The 19,424-nt window shown below is 70.2% G+C and carries 15 protein-coding genes; 10 read left to right on the forward strand and 5 right to left on the reverse strand.

Annotated features, from left to right (window positions below; genetic code table 11):
- Positions 1–7 precede the first annotated feature (7 nt).
- The 5 genes from ACFOYW_RS06600 to ACFOYW_RS06620 all read left to right on the forward strand — a co-directional run bounded on the left by ACFOYW_RS06600 (position 8) and on the right by ACFOYW_RS06620 (position 6,412).
- Positions 8–1,099, forward strand: a complete 1,092-nt coding sequence (locus ACFOYW_RS06600) for a DUF4192 family protein (RefSeq protein WP_390228007.1) — start codon at positions 8–10, stop codon at positions 1,097–1,099.
- 61 nt (positions 1,100–1,160) lie between these two features.
- Positions 1,161–1,925, forward strand: coding sequence for an HAD-IIB family hydrolase (locus tag ACFOYW_RS06605; protein WP_390228009.1), 765 nt, complete (start codon positions 1,161–1,163; stop codon positions 1,923–1,925).
- A gap of 47 nt (positions 1,926–1,972) precedes the next feature.
- A complete protein-coding gene (locus ACFOYW_RS06610; protein ID WP_390228010.1) occupies positions 1,973–2,827 on the forward strand; it encodes a PP2C family protein-serine/threonine phosphatase in 855 nt (284 codons plus the stop codon).
- A gap of 56 nt (positions 2,828–2,883) precedes the next feature.
- A complete protein-coding gene (locus ACFOYW_RS06615; protein ID WP_390228012.1) occupies positions 2,884–3,477 on the forward strand; it encodes a hypothetical protein in 594 nt (197 codons plus the stop codon).
- A gap of 94 nt (positions 3,478–3,571) precedes the next feature.
- Complete coding sequence (locus ACFOYW_RS06620; RefSeq protein ID WP_390228014.1) at positions 3,572–6,412, forward strand: FtsK/SpoIIIE domain-containing protein; 2,841 nt, start codon at positions 3,572–3,574, stop codon at positions 6,410–6,412.
- 52 nt (positions 6,413–6,464) lie between these two features.
- On the opposite strand, the gene ACFOYW_RS06625 is transcribed toward ACFOYW_RS06620, so the two are convergent.
- From ACFOYW_RS06625 to ACFOYW_RS06635, 3 genes are all read right to left on the reverse strand, one after another.
- The gene (locus ACFOYW_RS06625) at positions 6,465–7,529 is read right to left on the reverse strand and encodes an asparaginase (protein WP_390228015.1); all 1,065 of its coding nucleotides are present in this window, start codon (positions 7,527–7,529) and stop codon (positions 6,465–6,467) included.
- A gap of 57 nt (positions 7,530–7,586) precedes the next feature.
- Complete coding sequence (locus ACFOYW_RS06630) at positions 7,587–8,408, reverse strand: lysophospholipid acyltransferase family protein (protein WP_390228016.1); 822 nt, start codon at positions 8,406–8,408, stop codon at positions 7,587–7,589.
- A gap of 93 nt (positions 8,409–8,501) precedes the next feature.
- Positions 8,502–9,419 (reverse strand): hypothetical protein, encoded by a 918-nt coding sequence (locus tag ACFOYW_RS06635; RefSeq protein WP_390228017.1) that lies wholly within the window; start codon positions 9,417–9,419, stop codon positions 8,502–8,504.
- Between the two features lie 129 nt (positions 9,420–9,548).
- Here ACFOYW_RS06635 and ACFOYW_RS06640 point away from each other — a divergent pair, with 129 nt between their 5' ends.
- Positions 9,549–10,619, forward strand: a complete 1,071-nt coding sequence (locus ACFOYW_RS06640) for an FKBP-type peptidyl-prolyl cis-trans isomerase (protein WP_390228018.1) — start codon at positions 9,549–9,551, stop codon at positions 10,617–10,619.
- Positions 10,620–10,651: 32 nt separating this feature from the next.
- Positions 10,652–11,740 (forward strand): 1-deoxy-D-xylulose-5-phosphate reductoisomerase, encoded by a 1,089-nt coding sequence (locus ACFOYW_RS06645; RefSeq protein ID WP_390228019.1) that lies wholly within the window; start codon positions 10,652–10,654, stop codon positions 11,738–11,740.
- Positions 11,741–11,746: 6 nt separating this feature from the next.
- Here the strand turns inward: ACFOYW_RS06645 and ACFOYW_RS06650 are convergent, their stop codons facing one another.
- A complete protein-coding gene (locus ACFOYW_RS06650) occupies positions 11,747–12,679 on the reverse strand; it encodes an NAD-dependent epimerase/dehydratase family protein (protein WP_390228020.1) in 933 nt (310 codons plus the stop codon).
- A gap of 83 nt (positions 12,680–12,762) precedes the next feature.
- Entirely contained in the window at positions 12,763–13,692 is a 930-nt protein-coding gene (locus ACFOYW_RS06655; RefSeq protein ID WP_390228022.1) for a DsbA family protein, read from the reverse strand.
- 102 nt (positions 13,693–13,794) lie between these two features.
- On the opposite strand from ACFOYW_RS06655, the gene ACFOYW_RS06660 reads away from it, so the two are divergent.
- From ACFOYW_RS06660 to ACFOYW_RS06670, 3 genes are all read left to right on the forward strand, one after another.
- Positions 13,795–15,096, forward strand: a complete 1,302-nt coding sequence (locus tag ACFOYW_RS06660) for a M50 family metallopeptidase (protein ID WP_390228023.1) — start codon at positions 13,795–13,797, stop codon at positions 15,094–15,096.
- Positions 15,097–15,251: 155 nt separating this feature from the next.
- On the forward strand, positions 15,252–16,388 hold the full coding sequence (ispG, locus tag ACFOYW_RS06665) for a flavodoxin-dependent (E)-4-hydroxy-3-methylbut-2-enyl-diphosphate synthase (protein WP_390228143.1): 1,137 nt from the start codon (positions 15,252–15,254) through the stop codon (positions 16,386–16,388).
- A 110-nt stretch (positions 16,389–16,498) separates the two neighbouring features.
- Entirely contained in the window at positions 16,499–19,408 is a 2,910-nt protein-coding gene (locus ACFOYW_RS06670) for a DUF3616 domain-containing protein (protein WP_390228024.1), read from the forward strand.
- Positions 19,409–19,424: the final 16 nt, after the last annotated feature.

A 19,424-nucleotide genomic window follows, 5' to 3' on the forward strand; every position in this document is an offset into this window, starting at 1 on the left:
CGTTCGCATGACTTCACTCGCACCCTCAGACGACACGCTCATCCGCCTCCGTACGCCACGAGACGTGCTCTCGATGGTCCCGCGCCTGCTGGGCTACCGGCCGCGAGGCAGCCTCGTGCTGGTCAACGTGCATGAGGACAGCGCCGTGTCGACGATGCGGGTCGATCTGCCGCAGACGGGGTGCCGTGCAGATGAGCAGCGCTTCGTCGCGTCCCTCACCACCATGCTGCGCAAGGTGCCGAGCGTGCGCAGCATGGTGCTGGCGATCTACGTCGACGAGGGGTTCGAGAGCGGCGATGACGTTCCACGTGCCGAGCTGGTACGGCCCCTCGTCGCGCGGCTTGTCGCCGCGGGATTCAATGTGTACGACGCGCTCTGCGTCGCAGGCGACGCCTGGGGCGCGTACGACGGTGCCGACGCGGGCGTGGCGCACCGCCTCGACGAGCTCGAGGAGACGGTTCCGGGCGCGGAGGCGTGTGGGCCGGTGGCGGCGAGTGTCGGCGAGCTCGCCGCGCTGCCGATGGCAGGTGCTCTCGCCCGACGCGCATTCGAGGAGGCGCTCGATCGGATGCTGCGTCAGGGGCCGAGCACGGCCCCGGTCGCCGCGGCCGAGGCCGCGCTCGCCGCCGACCCCGAGACGGCCGGCAGTGACGAGCTGGCTGCCGTGATGCATGCGCTTCTCGACTTCGGAGCCCGCGACGTCGTGCTTTTCACTTGGGCCTGGGGTGCGGCCCGAGGTGACGAGCTGGTCGATGAGATCGTGCGCATCGACGCGGGCGAGGTCGGCCCCGGCGACGACACCATCGCGTTGGATCTCATGGGCCTGGGCGGCGCGCAGCCGCCCGATCGCGAGCGCATCGCCCGCGCCATCGGCCTGATGTCCCGGCTCGCAGCCCTCGTGCCGGAAGACATCGCGCACATCGCCCTGACGGTGCTCGCGTGGCTGCACTGGTCGCAGGGCCGCAGTTCGCTCGCATCGCGCGTCGTCACCCGCGCTCGCGAACTCGATCCCGGCTACGGCCTCGCCGAGCTGATCGAGCTGGCATTGGGGCGCGGGATGCTTCCCAACTGGGCGTTCCTGCGTCCGAACGGCAGATGACGGCTCGACCTCGTCGGTTTCAGTAGCATCGACTCGACCCGCTCAGCCCAGGAGGACCCGCATGGCCATCGGCGCGCAGTTGATCGCGTTCGACCTCGACGACACGCTGGCTCCGTCGAAGGCACCGCTTCCCGACCCGGTCGCCGCGGTGCTCGCACGTCTGCTCGAGCGCGTCGCGGTCGCTGTCGTCTCGGGCGGCCAGATCGGGCAGTTCCGTACGCAGGTGATCGGGCGGCTCACGGCGGCCACTCCGGAGGGGCTGTCGCGCCTGCACCTCATGCCGGTGACCGGGACCCAGTACTGGCGTTTCGACGACGGCGACTGGGTGCTGCGGTACGAAGACGGCCTCAGTGAAGATGAGAAATCGGCGGCGCTCGCCGCCCTTGAGCACACCGCTCGCGAATTCGGTTACTGGGAAGCGGAGACCTGGGGGCCGATCCTCGAGGACCGGGGCTCGCAGATCACCTTCTCCGCTCTCGGCCAGCAGGCTCCGGTCGCGGCGAAGAAGGCGTGGGACCCGACTGGTGAGAAGAAGAACCGGTTGGCGGCCGCGGTGCAGCTGCTCCTGCCCGGCCTGTCGGTGCGCTCGGGCGGCTCGACGTCGATCGACATCACGCGCGCGGGCGTCGACAAGGGCTATGCGCTCGAGAGGCTCGCGGGCGTGAGCGGCATTTCCATCGCCGACATGATCTTCGTGGGTGATCGGCTCGACCCGGCAGGCAACGACTATCCCGTCGTGCGCACCGGCGTGCGCACTCAGGCGGTGACGGGGTGGCCGGAAACCGTCGAGTATCTGGAGGGTCTCCTCGCAGATGACATTGACTGACTAGGCTGTCTCCGACCACCGAACGACTCCATCCCCGGGAGATCTCTGTGACTCAGATCGGTCGCAGTAGCCGACGGCACGACATCGCTGTGCCCGAGCGCGATGGCGCGCGCGTGACGCTGTCGTGGTGCGCGGCGAGCGATCGGGGTCATCGCCGTGCCGTCAACGAGGACAGCCTGCTGGCTCGGGCGCCGATCTTCGCGGTCGCCGACGGCATGGGCGGTCATGAGGCGGGGGACTTCGCCAGCACCGCGGTCATCACCCGGCTCGCCGAGCAGCTCGGCCCGCAATTCGTCGATCCGGGCGAGATCAGCGACGCGCTCAGAGCGGCCGTCGACGACATCGCACGCGGGGTCGGCGTCACCGAGCTCGGCACCGGCACCACGGTGACCGGCGTCGCCTTGACATTGCGAGACGGCGACCCGTACTGGCTCGTGTTCAACATCGGCGACTCACGGGTGTACGAGCTGCAGGGCGAGCGGCTCGAGCAACTCACGGTCGACCACAGCGTGGTTCAGCAGCTGCTCGACCGTGGACTGATCACCCCGGCCGAGGCCGAGACGCACCCCCATGCGAACGTGATCACCCGCGCGGTCGGCTTCAACGAGGACCCGGTGCCCGACTACTGGCTCGTGCCCATCGTCGCGGGGTCACGGTTGCTGGTGTGCTCAGACGGTCTCACCAAGGAACTGACGGAGCACGGCATCCGTCACTTCCTCACGATCAGCAGCTCAGCCGCAGACGCGGCGACTCGCCTGATGGACGCGGCGCTGGGCAACGGCGGCCGCGACAACATCAGCGTGATCGTCCTCGACGTGCTCGGAACGCCCGAGCTGGCCGCGGGGAGACCCCGAAGTGGGGGTGCGGGTCGCCGGGCACGCACCGGCCCCGTCACGGCGTGACCTGAGCCTTGCTCGGCCCCGCGCGGGTTATCGTGAGGGCCAGGAGGGGACGAGCGATGAAGTGCCGGGTGTGCGGGAACGAGCTGTTCGACGGGGCCATCTTCTGCGGCGAGTGCGGCAGCGCCGTCGAGGCGACGCCCTACCTCAGGCAGCCGATCGACGACCGGCGCCCGACGGACACGAGGGTCGTCACCGGCTCCGTCCTGCGGACGCTGAGCGAGACGGCCGCACGCCAGAAGCTCGCCGTGCGCCAGACGCCGCCGCCTGCGCCGCCGCTCATTGACCAGTCGGCCCTGCCCGACCAGGGTGATCTGTCGGAGCCCGTCCCGACGTGGGTGTTCGCCGCGTCGACCGGCGAGCGCGTAGTCGTCGCAGGCAGCGGGCTCGTCGGGCGCAAGCCGGTGGCCGCGGCGGGTGAGAGCTTCGACCAGCTCGTGCCGATCTCGGACCCGACGCGTTCTGTGTCGAAGACACACCTCGAGTTCGGAGTAGAGGGCGGCGAGCTCTGGGTGCTCGACCGCTTCTCGTCCAACGGAAGCGCCATCGTCGCCCCCGATGGTCAGCGTCGCGAGTGCGAGCCGGGGCGCCGCTATCGGCTCGCGCGAGGCTCGCGTGTCGAGATCGGCGACCAGCACCTCCTCATCGGGTAGCTCTTCCCCAGCACAATCGCGCGAGGCCGCGAGTTGTGCACATCCTGCGGTCGCAGCGCCATGACGGATTCCTCGACCGGGCGATCCTGTTCGAGTGAGTCCACTCAGCCTGCCGCCGCGGCCGCCGATTCCACGCGCTCCGCGCGTCTCATGGGCCGCATTCGCGATGCCGGTCGTGATGGCGGGCGTGCTGTGGCTGATGACGCGCTCCCCGTACGCGCTGGTGTTCGCCGCACTCGGCCCGGTCGGCGCCGCCGTCTCGATGTTCGAAGGGCACCGCGGCGGCCGTCGTGAGCGGCGTGAGCGGCTTGCTGAGCGAGCCGCCCAGATCGAGCGCATCGAGGAAGAGATCGCTCGTGCCCACGAGGTCGAGCGCCGCGCGCTGCTGCACCGCGCTCCGGGTGCCGCCGCGGCGCTCGCACTGGCCGACGGCTCCGGGCTGTGGAAGGGCGACGAACTGGTCGTGAGCCTCGGTCTCGGAACCGTCGTGAGCGCCGTCACGGTCGGCGGCGAGGCGATCGACCCCGCGGAGGCCGCGGTGCAGCGCAGCGCTGGGCGCCTTGCAGGTGCACCGGTGCTGGCCGACGCGGGTAGCGGGGTCGCGGTGTGCGGGCAGCCACTTCTCGCGCGGGCCTATGCGCGTGGGGTCATCGTCCAGGTCTGCGCCGCGCTGCCGCCCGCCCGGCTCGAATCGCCTGAGGTCGTCGACGCCCAGGGCCGGGCGGGCGGCGAGTGGGACTGGCTCGATCGCCTGCCGCATGCCACCGGAAGTCCTGGGGCGGCGCGCGTGCGCGTGGCGGTGTTCTCGGACCCGCGCGCAGTACCGCCCGGCTACGACGCGGTGGTCACGGTCGCGTCCCCGACGGCCGCGGTCGCCGAGCTCTACGGCAGGCGCGGGCGCGCCGACGTCGGGAGCGTCGCGCGGCCTAGCCCGCCGGAGCTGCTCGACGGCGGCGTGCTCCCTGAGCTCGTCTCCCGGGCCGATGCCGAGTCGTTCGCTGCATCCCTCGCCACGCGTGCGACCACCCTCGGACTCGGCGCGGGCGCCGGTTCGCCACCCGCCGAGGTGGCCTTCTGCGACCTGCCACCGGGCGGCGGTACGGGGTTGAACGCCTCCCTCGGTCGCACCTCCCGCGGAATCGCCCAGGTCGACCTCGTCGCAGACGGCCCGCACGCGATCGTCGCGGGAATGACCGGCAGTGGGAAGAGCGAGCTGCTCGTCACGTGGGTCGCGAGCATGGTCTCGTGCCGGTCGAGTGAGCGCGTCGTCGTGCTCCTCGTCGATTTCAAGGGCGGCACCGCGTTTCAGCCGCTCGCCGTGCTGCCGCACGTCGTGGGCGTCATCACCGACCTTCACCACGGCGAGGCGGCACGCGCGTTGAGCAGCCTGTCGGCCGAGCTGCGCAGGCGCGAGGCCGAGCTCGCCCGCCGTGGCGTGCGCGACATCGCCGACCTCGAGTCGGGGCTTCCGCGCCTCGTCATCGTGGTCGACGAGTTCGCCGCCATGCTCGAGGCCTTTCCCGACTTCGGCGGGCTGTTCACCGACATCGCGGCCCGCGGGCGCGCGCTCGGCGTCCACCTGATCCTCGCGACACAGCGCCCGGCGGGGGTCATGCGCGACGCTCTGGTCGCGAACTGCCCGCTGCGGCTCAGCCTGCGGGTGCAGTCGGAAGCCGATAGCCGCTGGGTCGTCGAGACCGACGCGGCCGCCCGGCTGTCAGCAGCGACTCCCGGGCGATGCATCCTCGCTGCGAACGGCGTCGCGTCAGAGCTTCACGTCGCCCGCACGACCGGTGCCGATCTCACTGAGTTGGCCGCACGCACGCCACCCGCGCCATCGCCCCGCCGACCCTGGCTGGACCCGCTGCCCCCTGTGCTGACCCGCGCCGAGCTGCCGGCGTCCGCCGGGCCCGAGGTCGTCGGCGTGGCCGACCTCCCTGACGAGCAGCGCCGTGCCCTGGTGCGGTTCACGACTGAGGAGGCTCCGCTCGTGGTACTCGGCGTCGCCCGCAGCGGTAAGACGAGCGCGCTCCATACACTCGCGGCGGCCTCCAGCGCGGAGGTGATCTTCGTGAGCGCAGACCGTGAACTCGCGTGGGACGCCGTGGAGGCAGCGCTTGAGCGCTGCGAGGAGCCCGCGAGCGGGCCACCGAGCCTGCTGCTCGCGATCGACGATGCGGATGCCCTCTGCGCACGGCTCGGCGACGACTACGCCGTCGCATGGTGTGAGCGGCTCGCGAGGGTGCTGCGCGACGGACCGGCGGTCGGCGTGCACACCGTCGTCGCCGCGCAGCGGGCAACGGGTCCGCTGCGCGACGTGTTCGGGCTCGCGCACGAGACGGTGCTGCTACGGCAGGCGACTCGACAGGAGCACGTTCTGGCGGGCGCCCCTCCCGAGCTGTGGGACGACGGGCTTCCCGCAGGGGCCGGCGTGTGGCGTCATCGCAGGGTGCAGTTCCTCGCTCCGGCCCCGCGCCTCGAGACGGTGGACGGGCGCCCGGTACGCACGGCCGGCGAGCCTGTCACGGCCGTACGATCCGTGCCGTCCCGTGGCGAGATCGGTGTCCTCGTGAGCCGCGCCCCTGCCCGGGTCATCGCGCGGGCGCAAGCCGCCGGGCTGCCACGCGAGGCCATCATCGAACTCGGATCCGCGACCGCCTTCGCGCCTACGGCCATCGACGCCCTTCTCGCTGATACACGGCGGCAGACCGGGCTGCTCGTCGTCGGTGATCCCGACGCGTGGCTCGCGCACTGGGCACTGTTCGTCACGCTCAAGGCACGCCATCCGGTCGTGTTCATCGGCTGCGACGCGGCCGATGTCCGCGCGCTCACCCGCTCGCGCACGCTGCCGCCGCCGCTTGCTCCCGGTGGGGGAACCGGTTGGGTGGTGCTGGCCGACGGCCGCACGCGACGCTGCCGGCTCGAGGCCGCGTGAGCGTCCCGAGCGTCCCGAGCGCACTGCGCGAGCGCGTGGCCGCGTCGTGAAGTCAGACGACCGGCCTGATTTCGCCGACGACGCGGCCCCCACCCGTGACCGGCGCGACGACCTCGGGGAGCACTGCCGCGACGGCGGCGGCGCTCAACGCGGACGCCTTGACGAGCAGGGTGAGAGCGACGACCGTCGCGGGCCGGTGGGCGCCGTCGAGCACTTTCAGCGCGACTGTGGTGCCGTCGGGTGCGGCGACGACCATCAAGCCCTCGGCACCGCGCTTGGCGAAGACCCCGAGCCGATCGGTGAGAATGCTGTCGCTGCGCCCCTGCCCGTGAATGGCCCAGGGGAAGTCACGCACGGCCTGCGTGATCGAGGCCGCCTTCTTGTAGAGCGGGAACGGCGAGGTGGCCTGCGCCGTGGCGATGCGCTGGATGCCGCGCGCGAGGCCGGTGAGCGAGACCGCGAAGGTCGGCGCCCCGCATCCGTCCACCGCCGCGGCGGCGACCTTCTCGCCGGTGAGACGCTCCACGGTGTCGACGACGGCCTTCTGCACGGGGTGCTCGGGGCTCAGATAGTCGTCGACGTCCCAGCCGTTGACTGCGCAGGCGAGCGCCATCGCGGCGTGCTTCCCCGAGCATTCGTGGTAGATCGGAGCGGCGCCGCCGCCCGAGCTGCGCACCCCCGCCCGAGCCTCTCCGTCGGCGGGAAGCGTGGCTGGGCACTGCAGCACCGATTCAGGAAGGGCGCCGCGGGCGAGGATCTGCCGCACGGCTGCGACGTGAGCGGGGGTGCCGGAGTGACTCGCCGTTGCGACGGCGAGCTCCGGGCCGTCCAGCTCGACACCGACAGAGAGCATTGCGAGCGCCTGCAGCGGCTTGAGCGACGACCGTGCGAACACCGGCGCATCGGGCGCACCGACGCTGCGCAGCACCACGGCGTCCTGGCCGAGCACCACGGCGCTGCCCGCGTGGCGGGACTCGATGAAATCGCCCCGCACGACCACGGCCAGCTCGGCAGAGTCGGCGAGGCGAGCGGTGCCGGAAGCGCGGCTCGCAGCCTGTGTCAGGCCGGAAAGGCCGTGGGCGGGGGTTCGCGTCTGCTCGCTCGCCGTGTCGCTCATTCCGGCAGTGTATCGGGGCTGTGGCACTCGTTCGGGTGCCACCGACCGAGCGGGCCGCTACCGGCGCTCAGCGTGCAGCATTCGACGGACCCGCTCGACCGTGTTCGCCGGGGGCGCCTCGTTGTAGCTGCCGGCGAACTCCTGACCGGACAGGGCCTGGATGGCCCTCATGATCTCGTCCGTGGCGAGCCGGCGCGCCTTTCCCGACTCCGCGGCGCCGAGGTGCGAGAGATCGATCGGCTCGCCGAACTCGACCGTGATGCGCAGAAACCGGGGCCGCTTGGCCCCGACGGGCAGGAACTCGTCGGTGCGCTTGAGACCGACCGGCACGACGGGCGCGCCGGTCGCGAGAGCCAGCCATGCGGCGCCGGTTCGACCCTTGTACAGTCGCCCGTCGAGCGACCGCGTTCCCTCCGGGTAGATCGCGAACGCATTGCCCGCCTCGATGATCCGTTTGGATTGGTCGAGGGCGATCTGCGCCGCGGAACCCGCGCCGCGCACGACCGGGATCGCTCCGACGGCGGTGAAGAAGACCCGCTGCAGCCATCCGCGAAAACCCGTGCCCTCGAAGTACACGGACTTGGCGAGGAAACGCACTCGCCGCGGTGCGCACATGGGAATCGCCACCGAGTCGATGAACGAGAGGTGATTGCTGGCGATGATCACGGGCCCGGTCTTCGGTACGTTCTTGCGACCGATCACTCGGGGCCGGTAAATAAGGCGTGCAAGCGGTGCGACGGTGTATCGAGCGATGTTGTAGAGCGTGTGGCTGCCCCTGGCCACGTAATCGTCAACAGCTGCCTCGTCGTCGGGGCCGTCGCCGCCCTGCGCGGTCTCGCGATCGTCCGCGGGTGCCGCCGGGTCGGCTTGCGCTGCCATCCCGCCCAGGGTAATCGCACAAGTATTCCCCGCCGGGCATGGCCGTGGAGGGTCTCGCCGCGTGGGGGAGAGCCGATCAGTGCCTGGAGCCGGTCAATTCCGCTTGGTGCATGCGAGGCCGCCGACGTAGTCGAGACACGGCCCCCACCACTCCGGGAAGGACTGTGCACGCGAGTCGCCGAACCAGGCGTTGTAGAGCCGGAAGAAGTTGAGATTCCCGTACGCCGAGCACTTCCCAGCCGGGCCGGACGGGTGGGCGCGCGTGTACGCGTCCGGTTGGTACGGCGTGTACAGGTACAGGTCGGCGGTCGCTTGATTCGCGATTCGAATGACGGATGCTCCACAGGAGGCATCGGGCGAGTACTGCACTTTCGCGACCCCCAGCTTGATGTGCCAGTTATCCCCGGCCTTCGGGTATTCGCGGAACTGCCAGGCCGCCGAGTACAGCTGATTGAAGAATCCGAAGTATTTGGCATTGCACTCCGCGGTGTCCGGGCATGCATACCCGGTAGCGCGTTGGTAGCCGTATGCGCTTGGGCGTGTGACGAGCGACTGTTCTTTCTGGACGAGCACGAGCAGCACCCGTGGGCTGATTCCGCAGGCCCTGGCTACCTTGTAGACGATGGCGGCGGCGGTCTCGTCCGCGGCCCCGCGATACGCGAGGCAGTTGCCGTTGGCTGGGCGTGTCACCGTCTTCTGATGGAAGAAGGCGAGGCACGGCGAGAGGTCCGTCGGCGCGCACGGCATTGCGAGCAGCCACGACTGGATTCCGGACTCGGTCATCGCGTTCGGGTCGAAGAAGGCATCGTCGCTGATGATCTCGCCCGCGTCGAAGGCGGGCAGCTGTGTGTGCGCGTTCGGCGTGGTGGCTGGGGCCGCGGCATCCGTCTTCGTCGCGCTCACGGTGCCGACCGTGAGGGTCGCGAGCACCGCGACGATGACGAGGACGACCAGTCCGGCGGCGCCGCGGGCCGCCCACAGCAGTCGCTGGTCTCGGCGAGTGGCAGACACGCGCCCCACCCTATGTGGCGAGTGCCGCCGGAGCGCCCCGACCGCCGCGTAGGGCCGGCATCCTGAGTAACTAGAAAGAAACGTCAGGCACACTGGTGGGAAGCCCACCGACCGATCGGAAGTTCTCCCGTGCGCCGTACTGCCTCCGCCGTCCTCCTCGCGGCTGCTACCGCGCTGCTCCTGTCCGCCTGCGCGGGCGGCGGCAGCTCGAAGGCCAGCAGCAGCAGCCCCACGCCGAAGGCCAGCTCGTCTGCGGCAGCAGCGGCCATCGACCTCGGCTGCTCGATCACGTCGGGCACCGCCTCGAACGGCGTGAAGATCTCCGGCGCTGAGGGGGCGGTGCCCACTGTCACCGTGCCCAAGGGGCTCGCCGCGAAGGGCGAGCAGCGCACCGTCATCACCAAGGGCGCGGGCAGCGCGCCGAAGTCGGGCTCGATGATCGTGATCGGTTTCACGGCGTACGACGCCACGACGGGCAAGTCGATCTCCGCGCCGTACGGCTGGGGTTCGCAGAAGGGCGAGCTGCAGATCCAGCTCGGCGACGCGACCAAGGTCCCCGGCCTCACCCACGCGTTCGGCTGCGAGCCGGTCGGCAGCCGCGTCGTCTACGCGGCTCCTGCGTCCGTCGCGTTCGGCAGCGCATTGAACGTCAGCCAGAACTTCACCGACGGCAGCGTGAAGGCGGCCGACACCGTCGTCTTCGCCGGTGACATCCTCGACGTCGTGCCGCAGAAGGCCGACGGAGCTGCGCAGCCCGCGCAGTCCGGCTTCCCCGCCGTGAAGCTCGCGAAGAACGGTCAGCCGACGGTCACGATCGACAAGTCCGCGACGCCGCCGACCTCCACGAAGATCGAGGTGCTGAAGAAGGGCACCGGCGCGACCGTCAAGTCGGGCGACACGGTCACGGTGCAGTACCAGGGCACCGAGTGGAAGAGCGGGAAGATCTTCGACCAGTCGTGGGGTTCGTCCCACGGGGGCACATTCCCCTCGACGCCGAGTTCGTTCGCGACGACCAGCGTTGTGAAGGGCTTCGGTGACGCGCTGGTCGGCCAGAAGGTCGGCTCGCAGGTCGAGGTCGTCATTCCGCCGGCCGACGGCTACGGCAGCAACCCGCCGACCGGCCAGACCACGATCACGAAGACCTCCACCCTCGTCTTCGTCATCGACATCCTCTACACGGCAGCCACGCCCGCAAGCTGAACGGATCGCGGTTGAGCGATACCGTGGGGACCGTGCGGCGCGTTGTCATTCTGGGGTCCACCGGGTCGATCGGCACGCAGGCGCTCGACGTCGTGCGGGCGAACCGTGAGCGATTCGAGGTGGTGGGGCTCGCCGCGGGCACCGATGCTGTGGGGCTCGCCGCGCAGGCGGCCGAGTTCTCCGTCAGCCACACCGCTCTGGGCGCAGACGAAGCCGAGGCACTCGTGCGCGAGGTCGAGGCCGACGTCGTGCTCAACGGCATCACCGGCTCCGTCGGGCTCGGCCCGACCCTCGCCGCACTCGAAGCCGGCCGCACGCTCGCGCTCGCGAACAAGGAGAGCCTGATCGTCGGCGGCGAGCTCGTCACGGGGCGTGCGCGCGCCGGGCAGCTGGTGCCCGTCGACTCGGAGCATTCCGCGCTCGCTCAGGCGCTCCGCAGTGGCACGCACCAGGAGGTCAGGCGTCTCGTCGTCACGGCCTCGGGCGGTCCGTTCCGAGGGCGCAGCCGTGCCTCGCTCGCGAATGTCGCGCCGGCCGAGGCGCTCGCGCACCCCACGTGGGACATGGGCCTCATGGTCACGACCAACTCGGCGACGCTCGTCAACAAGGGGCTCGAGGTCATCGAGGCGCATCTGCTCTTCGACATCCCGTTCGAGGCGATCGAGGTGACGGTGCACCCCCAGTCCGTCGTCCACTCGATGGTCGAGTTCGTCGACGGCTCGACGATCGCGCAGGCGAGCCCGCCCGACATGCGGCTTCCGATCTCGCTCGGCCTCGACTGGCCGCGTCGCGTCGCGGGTGTCGGCGCGCCGATCGACTGGACGCGGTCTCACGCGTGGACGTTCGAGCCGCTCGACGACGCCGCCTTCCCCGCCGTCGGGCTCGCGAAGCGCGTCGGTGAGGCCGGAGGCACCTATCCGGCGGTGTTCAACGCGGCGAACGAGCAGGCGGTGTACGCGTTCCACGACCGGCTGATCGGATTCCTCGACATCGTCGACGTCGTGCAGCGGGTCGTCGACGCACACGAGCCCGACGGTGCGCTCACTCGCGAGTCCCTCGCGGAGGCCGAGCGCTGGGCGCGCGCCACCGCGGACCAGCTCATCGCCGCAGCTCCGCGCTGACGGGCATCAGCGCAGGTAGCTCTCGGCGGTCGTGCGCAGAGCGTCGCCCCAGTCGGTGGCGTGCACGCCCAGCATCCGCTCCGTCTCGCTCGCGTCGACGATGAACGGATGCCTGAACTGCCAGCTCTCCTCCGCGATGCCCCGGAACTGCGGCCGTACGAGTCCGGCGGCCTGGAGCGCCCATTGCGGCATGGTGCGGGTGCGCCCGTGCGAGCCGAACCACTCGTTGAGCGTCGCGGCGATCTCGTCCCGCGAGTGCGGTCGGCCGGAAGGCACGTGCCACACGTGGCCCCATGGTCCCTGCCAGTCGGCTGCTGCGATGAGGGTGGCCGCGATGTCGTCCACATAGCTCCAGCTGTGGGGGACGGCCGGATCGCCGACGATGTACGCCGTGCGCGACTTGAGCACGGGCACGAAGAATCGCTCGCCGAGGTGTGACTCGATGGCGACACCCGGTCCGAAGAAGTCGGAGGCCCTCACCTCGGCGGCCCGCAGCTCGCCGGCATCCGTCGCCGCCTTGAGCGCCGCCCAGCCTTCGTGCCGCACCCGGCCCTTCCCGGTCGCCGGGTGCTCAGGCGACTCCTCCGTCATCGGCCCGCCCAGGGGCCCGTACGGGTACAGATTGCCGGTGACCACGAGCCGGGCACGCGTGTCGCGCGCGGCCGCGATCGCGGCGCGGAACACGGGTGGCCACGCTCGCTCCCACTCCTCGGTCGTGTACGAACGCGGCCCTGTGCAGATGAAGATCGTCTGCGCGCCGTCGACGGCCGCGGTGAGTTCCGCCGCGTCGGCCGCGTCGGCGGTGACAGGGTGTGCACCCGGCAGTTCGGCGCCGCTGCGGGTGGCGAGTCGCACGTGGTCGCCGCGCTCGACAAGGCGTTCGGCGACGCGGCGCCCCACCGCGCCCGCGCCGACCACGAGTTGTGTCTCGCCGGCCACCCGAAGAGGCTAGTCCGACGCGCCCGCGCCGGGCCAGGCCTTGCGGCCCGCCCGGCGCGGTGCCATGCGAAAGCGGCGGACGATCAGCCCGCGGGTGTCGCGGTCGGGCTCGGCGTGCTGCTCGAGCTGCCCGGCGTCCAGCCCTTCACCGTCGACTGCACGAACGACAGGAATGCCGACGGGTCGGTGAGGCTCTGGCTGCCGTCTGCGTTGTACTGCTGGCCGTTGACGATGATCGTGGGCGTTCCGGTCACCTTGGCGATGCTCGAGTTCGGAACCGGCGTCTTGCCGCTCATCGCCCGGCTGGTCGACTGCTGCACCCAGCCCTTGAACCGCTCCTGTTTGACGCACGAGCTGATCGTCGAGCTGCTCACTCCGCCCTGCTTGATGGTGCTGATGATCTGCGCATCGGTCTTGCCGTTGGTGTTCTCCGCCGGCTGGTTCTTGTAGAAGGCCTGGTTCACGGCCCAGAAGTCCTGGGGGCTGTACTCGGCGACGCAGGCGATGGCGCTCGCGGCACGACTCGAGTACCGGTTGCCGAGCGAGGACGAGTCGAGGAACGAGATCGGGTGGATCTCGACCGTCGCCGTGCCCGCGTTCAGCCACTGTGCGATCTGCGCGTCGTTGGCCGTCTCGAACTCATTGCAGATCGGGCACTGCAGATCTTCGTAGAGCGTGATGTGCGCCTTGCCGTCGTCGGACTGCTTCGTGGGCGTCGGCTTGCCGCCGTTCGGCACGCCGCCGGTCGCCACGTACTGCGTCGTGCTGGTCAGCAGGATGCCGTCACTGAGCATGTTCTTCGGCCCCGCCGTTGAGGTCGGGCGCGCCACTTGCACGATCACGATCGCGACGACGGCGAGGATGACGACGATGCCGAGGCCGATTCCGCCCTGCGTGAACATACGGCGGCGGCGGGCCTTCTTCTTGGCCTCTTCCCGCATGACGCGGGCTTTTTCGCGAGCGGCGTTCTGCCGCTCCTTCTTACTCGGGCGATCGGCGGCGGTGTTCGTCACGCAGGCAAGCCTAAGTGAGCGACGGATGCGTATGCCGCTGTCCGGGTACCAGACATAGCCGTCTTGCGGCATCTTCAAAGGCTCCCCATCTACGTTGCTCTGGTGGAGTCCGTGCTGCTGTTCTTGTTCGGCATCGCCGTGATCCTTGTGGGAATCGGCGTCTCGATCGGCTTGCACGAGCTCGGCCACCTCACCGCGGCCAAGGCCTTCGGCGTCAAGGTGACGCAGTACATGATCGGCTTCGGCAACACGCTGTGGAGCCGCAAGAAGGGCGAGACCGAGTACGGCATCAAGTCGCTGCCCATCGGCGGCTACATCGCGATGACCGGCATGTTCCCCCCGCGAGCCGACGGCAAGCCGGCGCGGCGCGGCCGGCTCGCCGAGCTGATCGACAGCGCGCGTCAGTCGAGCGCCGAGACGGTTCAGCCGGGGGAGGAGCATCGGGCGTTCTACGCCGCAGCACCCTGGAAGCGCATGATCATCATGTTCGCCGGGCCGTTCGCGAACCTCGTGATCGCGATCGTCGTGATCGGCATCATCACGGTCGGCGTGGGTGTGCCCTCGAGCATCCCCGTCGTGGACGCGGTCTCGCAGTGCCTCAAGCCCGCGACCAGCACCTCGACCAGCTGCAGCTCCGCCGACCCGGTGGCGCCCGCAGCCCTCGCCGGCCTCCGGGCAGGTGACCACATCATCAGCATCGACGGCCACCGCGTCGGCGACGACTTCCAGAAGGCATCCGATCTCATCGGCGCCGCCGCCGGTCGCAAGATCTCGGTCGTCGTCGAGCGCGACGGCCACGATGTGACGCTGGCGATGACGCCCGTGAAGTCGAGCAAGGTCGTCTACGACGCCGCAGGGCACCAGAAGGTCGTCGAGGCCGGCGTCGTCGGCTTCTCGTTCGCAGACGGCTACGTGCGTCAGCCGATCGGGTCGGTGCCGGGCGCCGTCGGCACGCAGCTCGCGGCGACCACCGGCGTGTTCCTCAACCTCCCCAACCGCATGGTGCAGGTGTGGAACGCGGCGTTCGGATCGCAGCAGCGCGACGCCAACGGGCCCGTCGGCCTGATCGGCGTCGGGCGCCTCGCGGGCGACGTCGCGAGCAACACGTCGACGCCGTTCGTCGCGCGTCTCGAGTGGCTGCTCTCCATCATCGCGGCGCTCAACATCTCGCTGTTCGTCTTCAACATGGTGCCGCTGCTGCCGCTCGACGGCGGCCACATCCTCGGCGCACTCTGGGAACAGGGCAAGCGCTGGTGGTTCGCCGTGTTCCGACGCGGCCGCAGCCCCAAGCACGTCGACATGGCGCGGCTCATGCCGCTCACCTTCGGCGTCGTCTCCGTGCTCATCGCCATGGAGCTGCTGCTCGCCTACGCCGACCTCGTGAAGCCCATTTCCGCGGGCTGAACGCGGCCGCGCTACAGGTACGGGCCTCCGTGCCACCTGTGCCTGTGGCGCCGTCCCGCTGGTGTAGCGCACGCGCCCGTTCGAGCCGAGCGCATACCCAGCGTTCGTGCACCGCGCTACTTAGACTTGCACCCGTGGCAGCAATCAATCTGGGCATGCCCGCGGCGCCCGAAGTCCTCGCCCCTCGTCGCAAGTCCCGTCAGATCAAAGTCGGCAAGGTGCTCGTGGGCGGTGACGCACCCGTCAGCGTGCAGTCGATGACCACGACGCCCACGACCAACATCAACGCGACGCTCCAGCAGATTGCCGAGCTCACGGCGTCCGGGTGCGACATCGTGCGCGTCGCGGTGCCGAGCCGCGATGACGCAGAGGCGCTGCCGATCATCGCGAAGAAGAGTCAGATCCCGGTGATCGCCGACATCCACTTCCAGCCGAACTACGTCTTCGCCGCCATCGACGCGGGCTGCGCCGCCGTGCGCGTGAACCCTGGCAACATCCGCAAATTCGACGACCAGGTCAGTGAGATTGCGCGTCGCGCGGCCGCCGCGGGCGTCTCACTGCGCATCGGCGTGAACGCCGGCTCGCTCGAGCCGAGCATTCTGCAGAAGTACGGCAAGGCGACGCCTGAAGCGCTCGTCGAGTCGGCGGTGTGGGAAGCATCGCTCTTCGAAGAGCACGACTTCCACGACTTCAAGATCTCGGTCAAGCACAACGACCCGGTCGTGATGGTGAAGGCTTACCGCCTGCTCGCCGAGCGCGGCGACTGGCCGCTGCACCTCGGCGTGACGGAGGCCGGCCCCGCGTTCCAGGGCACGATCAAGTCGGCGACCGCCTTCGGCATCCTCCTGTCCGAGGGCATCGGCGACACGATCCGCGTCTCGCTCTCCGCGCCGCCGGTCGAAGAGGTGAAGGTGGGCCTGCAGATCCTGCGCTCGCTGAACCTGCGCGAGCGCAAGCTCGAGATCGTCTCGTGCCCGTCGTGCGGCCGCGCCCAGGTCGACGTCTACTCGCTCGCGGACAACGTGACCGAGGGTCTCAAGAACGTGACCGTGCCCCTGCGCGTCGCCGTCATGGGCTGCGTCGTGAACGGCCCGGGCGAGGCCCGCGAGGCCGATCTGGGCGTCGCGTCCGGCAACGGCAAGGGTCAGATCTTCGTCAAGGGCGAGGTCGTCAAGACGGTGCCCGAGTCCGAGATCGTCGAGACTCTCATCGCCGAGGCCAACCGCATCGCCGCTGAGATGGGCTCGGACGCCCCGCTCGGCGAGGCATCGGTCACCGTCGGCGGCCACTGAGCGCGCGCCGGTTCACCGGCGCGTAGGCATTCGTTCACCTTCGCGGACGCTTGGCCCAATAGCGTCTCGTTCGGCCGTGCCCGACGGCCTGTTGAGCGAAGGATCTGGCGATGGCTGCCGACAGCGTGACGACCCCCGATACTCCTGCGCACGGTGTGCGGCGTCACCGACGCGGCCTGCGGCGCACCGGCGTCGTCGGCCTGGCGCTCGGTGCGCTCGCCGCGGCCGCGCTGACGGCAACGGCGGCGGCGCCGGCGCACGCGGCGACCGCGTTCACCCCCGGTGACGTGGTCGTCTACCGGGTCGGCGACGGGTCGACTTCCCTCAGCGGCACGACGTCGCCCGTCTACCTCGATGAGTACTCGCCGACCGGCACGCTCGTGCAGTCGATTCCGATGCCGACGACGGATGCCGGGACCGAGCATGCCCTGACCGCGAGCGGCTCGGCGACCTCGGAGGGACTGCTGACGCTCTCCGGCGACGGCCAGCACCTCGTCGTGCCCGGCTACGACGCACCGGTCGGCACGAAGAAGATCTCAGGCACCGCGGCCGCGACGACGCCGCGCACCGTGGGCATCGTCGGCGCAGACGGCCAGGCGGACACCACGACGGCGCTCACGGACTGGGCCGACGGCAACAACCCCCGCTCGGCGACGAGCGAGGACGGCCAGGAGGTCTGGGTCGGCGGTGCTGCCGGCGGCGTGCGCTACGCACCGCTCGGCGCGAGCACGTCGACGCAGCTGAGCTCGTCGACCTATAAGAACGTGCGCTCGGTCTCGGTCGTCGACGGGCAGTTGTACACCTCGGCCGACCCGACGAAGGCGAGCCTCACGATCGCCACGGTCGGCTCGGGGCTGCCCACGTCTGGAACGCAGGACGTCGAGAACCTCCCCTTCAACTCGGGCACCCCGGTGCCCGGCGACCCGTACGGCTACGCGTTGCTGACCCTCGGCACCGGAACGACCCCCGATACCCTGTACGAGGCGGACCCGACGGCGGGCGCCATCGTCAAATACATCAAGGGCGCAGACGGCACCTGGACCCAGAAGGGCGAAGTGCTCGTGCCCGACTTCGTCGAAGGTCTCACCGCGAACGATGACAACGGCGTCGTGACCCTGTTCGTGTCGGCCTCGGGTGCCGATGGCAACGGCACGCAGGGCGCGCTCTACACGATCACCGATGACTCGGGCTTCAACCAGATGGACGGAACGGCGAAGCAGATCGCCGCCGTGCCCGCAAGCGCGAACGAGGCCTTCCGCGGTGTCGCCTTCGCGCCGGGCACTGTGATCGGAAGCGGCGGCGGCGCGGCCCCTGGCGTCGCGCCCGCGATCTCGGCGACCCAGTCGGCACTGCCCGCTGCGCTCGGCCAGACCGACAACGCGACGTTCCCGTTCTCGGTCGGTGACCCCGACTTCCAGGCATCCGATCTCACCGTCACTGCGACGAGCGGGGACCAGGCGATCGCCGCAGACGCCGGCATCGCGATCTCCGGGACCGGCGCGAGCCGCACGCTCAGTGTCACGCCCGCCGGCACGGTCGGCCGCACGGTGATCACGATCACGGCGACGGACCCCAACGGCGGCAAGACGAGCTTCGGGCTCGAGTACGGCGTCTCGGCGAACCTGACCGGCCAGCTCGGGCCCGACGCGTCTCAGCTGCACTACTACAGCGGCGCCGCGAACGCCTCGGGTGCGATCGACGTGGGCGACGGCTACGCGGTCGTCGCCGATGACGAGAGCAACGTGCTTCGGCTGTACAACCTGAACAGCGACGGCCCCGCGGTGAAGTCATTCGACTTCACGAGCCAGCTGCCGTTCGGCACGAGCGAGGTCGACCTCGAGTCGGCGGCGCGCGAGGGCGACGTCATCTACTGGGAAGGGTCGATGAGCAACAAGGACGACGGAACGCTCGCGCCTGAGCGGAGCACCGTCTTCGCCACGCGCGTCACGGGCACCGGCGCCTCGACGCAGCTGACCTATCTCGGTGCGTACACCGGGCTGCAGGCCGACCTCGTCGCATGGGATCAGGCGAACGGCTCGGGACTCGGCAAGGGTGCGCTCGGCTTCGCCGCGGGCACCGCCTCGGGGGAGAGCGGGCATGACTCGTCGGCGCTCAACGTCGAGGGCGTCGAGTTCGCCGGCCCGAACAGTGCCACCGCCTACCTCGCGTTCCGTGCGCCGCTCGAGCCCTCGGCCGAGCCGGGCAAGGCCATGCTCGTCCCGGTGACGAACTACGCTCAGCTCGCGCTCGGGAAGGCGACCAAGGCGACCTTCGGCAAGCCGATCTTCTTCGACCTGGGCGGTCTCGGCATCCGTGACATCCGTTCGAACGGCAACGGCACGTTCCTGATCGCCGCCGGTACGGCCGACGGGTCGAACACCGAGTTCGCGCTGTACACGTGGGACGGGGTGGCCGGCCACGCCCCCGTCAAGTCTCCGACCGTGCTGCCGACACTGCCGGCCGACGGTACCGGTGCCTGGGAGACGATCGTGTCCGTGCCCGCCTCGCTGAGCGACGGCTCGTCGATCCGGATGCTTCAGGACGACGGCGACGCCGACTTCTACGCCGACGGCCTCACCTCGAAGACGAACGAGTTGACCGACCTGCAGAAGAGCCTCGGCGTGGCGATCACTTACCACGCTCCCGTCGCTACCTCCACGAGCGTCGTGACGACGTCGACCCGCTCGGGGCTCGAACAGCTCCTGTCGCTGCCGCAGGCGGTCGTCGCGACGATCGCGCCGAAGCAGTCGCTCGCGGGCCACGCGCCGGGCGGCGCAGCGACCATCGCGGTGAAGAACAGCGCAGGTGCGACGGTCTACTCGACGACGGCTCCCCTCATCGACCTGCTGGGCCGCGGTGACACCGCCTTCGCGGTTCCGGCGCGCGATCTCGCCACGGCCGGCACCTACACGATCACCGTGAGCTATGCAGGCGATGCGTGGTTCGCCCCGAGTTCCGCCTCGGCGACGTTGAAGGTCATGTCGCCTGCTCTCTCGCCGAAGCAGCCGGTGCACCTCTGACGCATGTAGCGCGCGC

Source organism: Gryllotalpicola reticulitermitis (assembly GCF_042651345.1).
Lineage (GTDB): Bacteria > Actinomycetota > Actinomycetes > Actinomycetales > Microbacteriaceae > Gryllotalpicola > Gryllotalpicola reticulitermitis.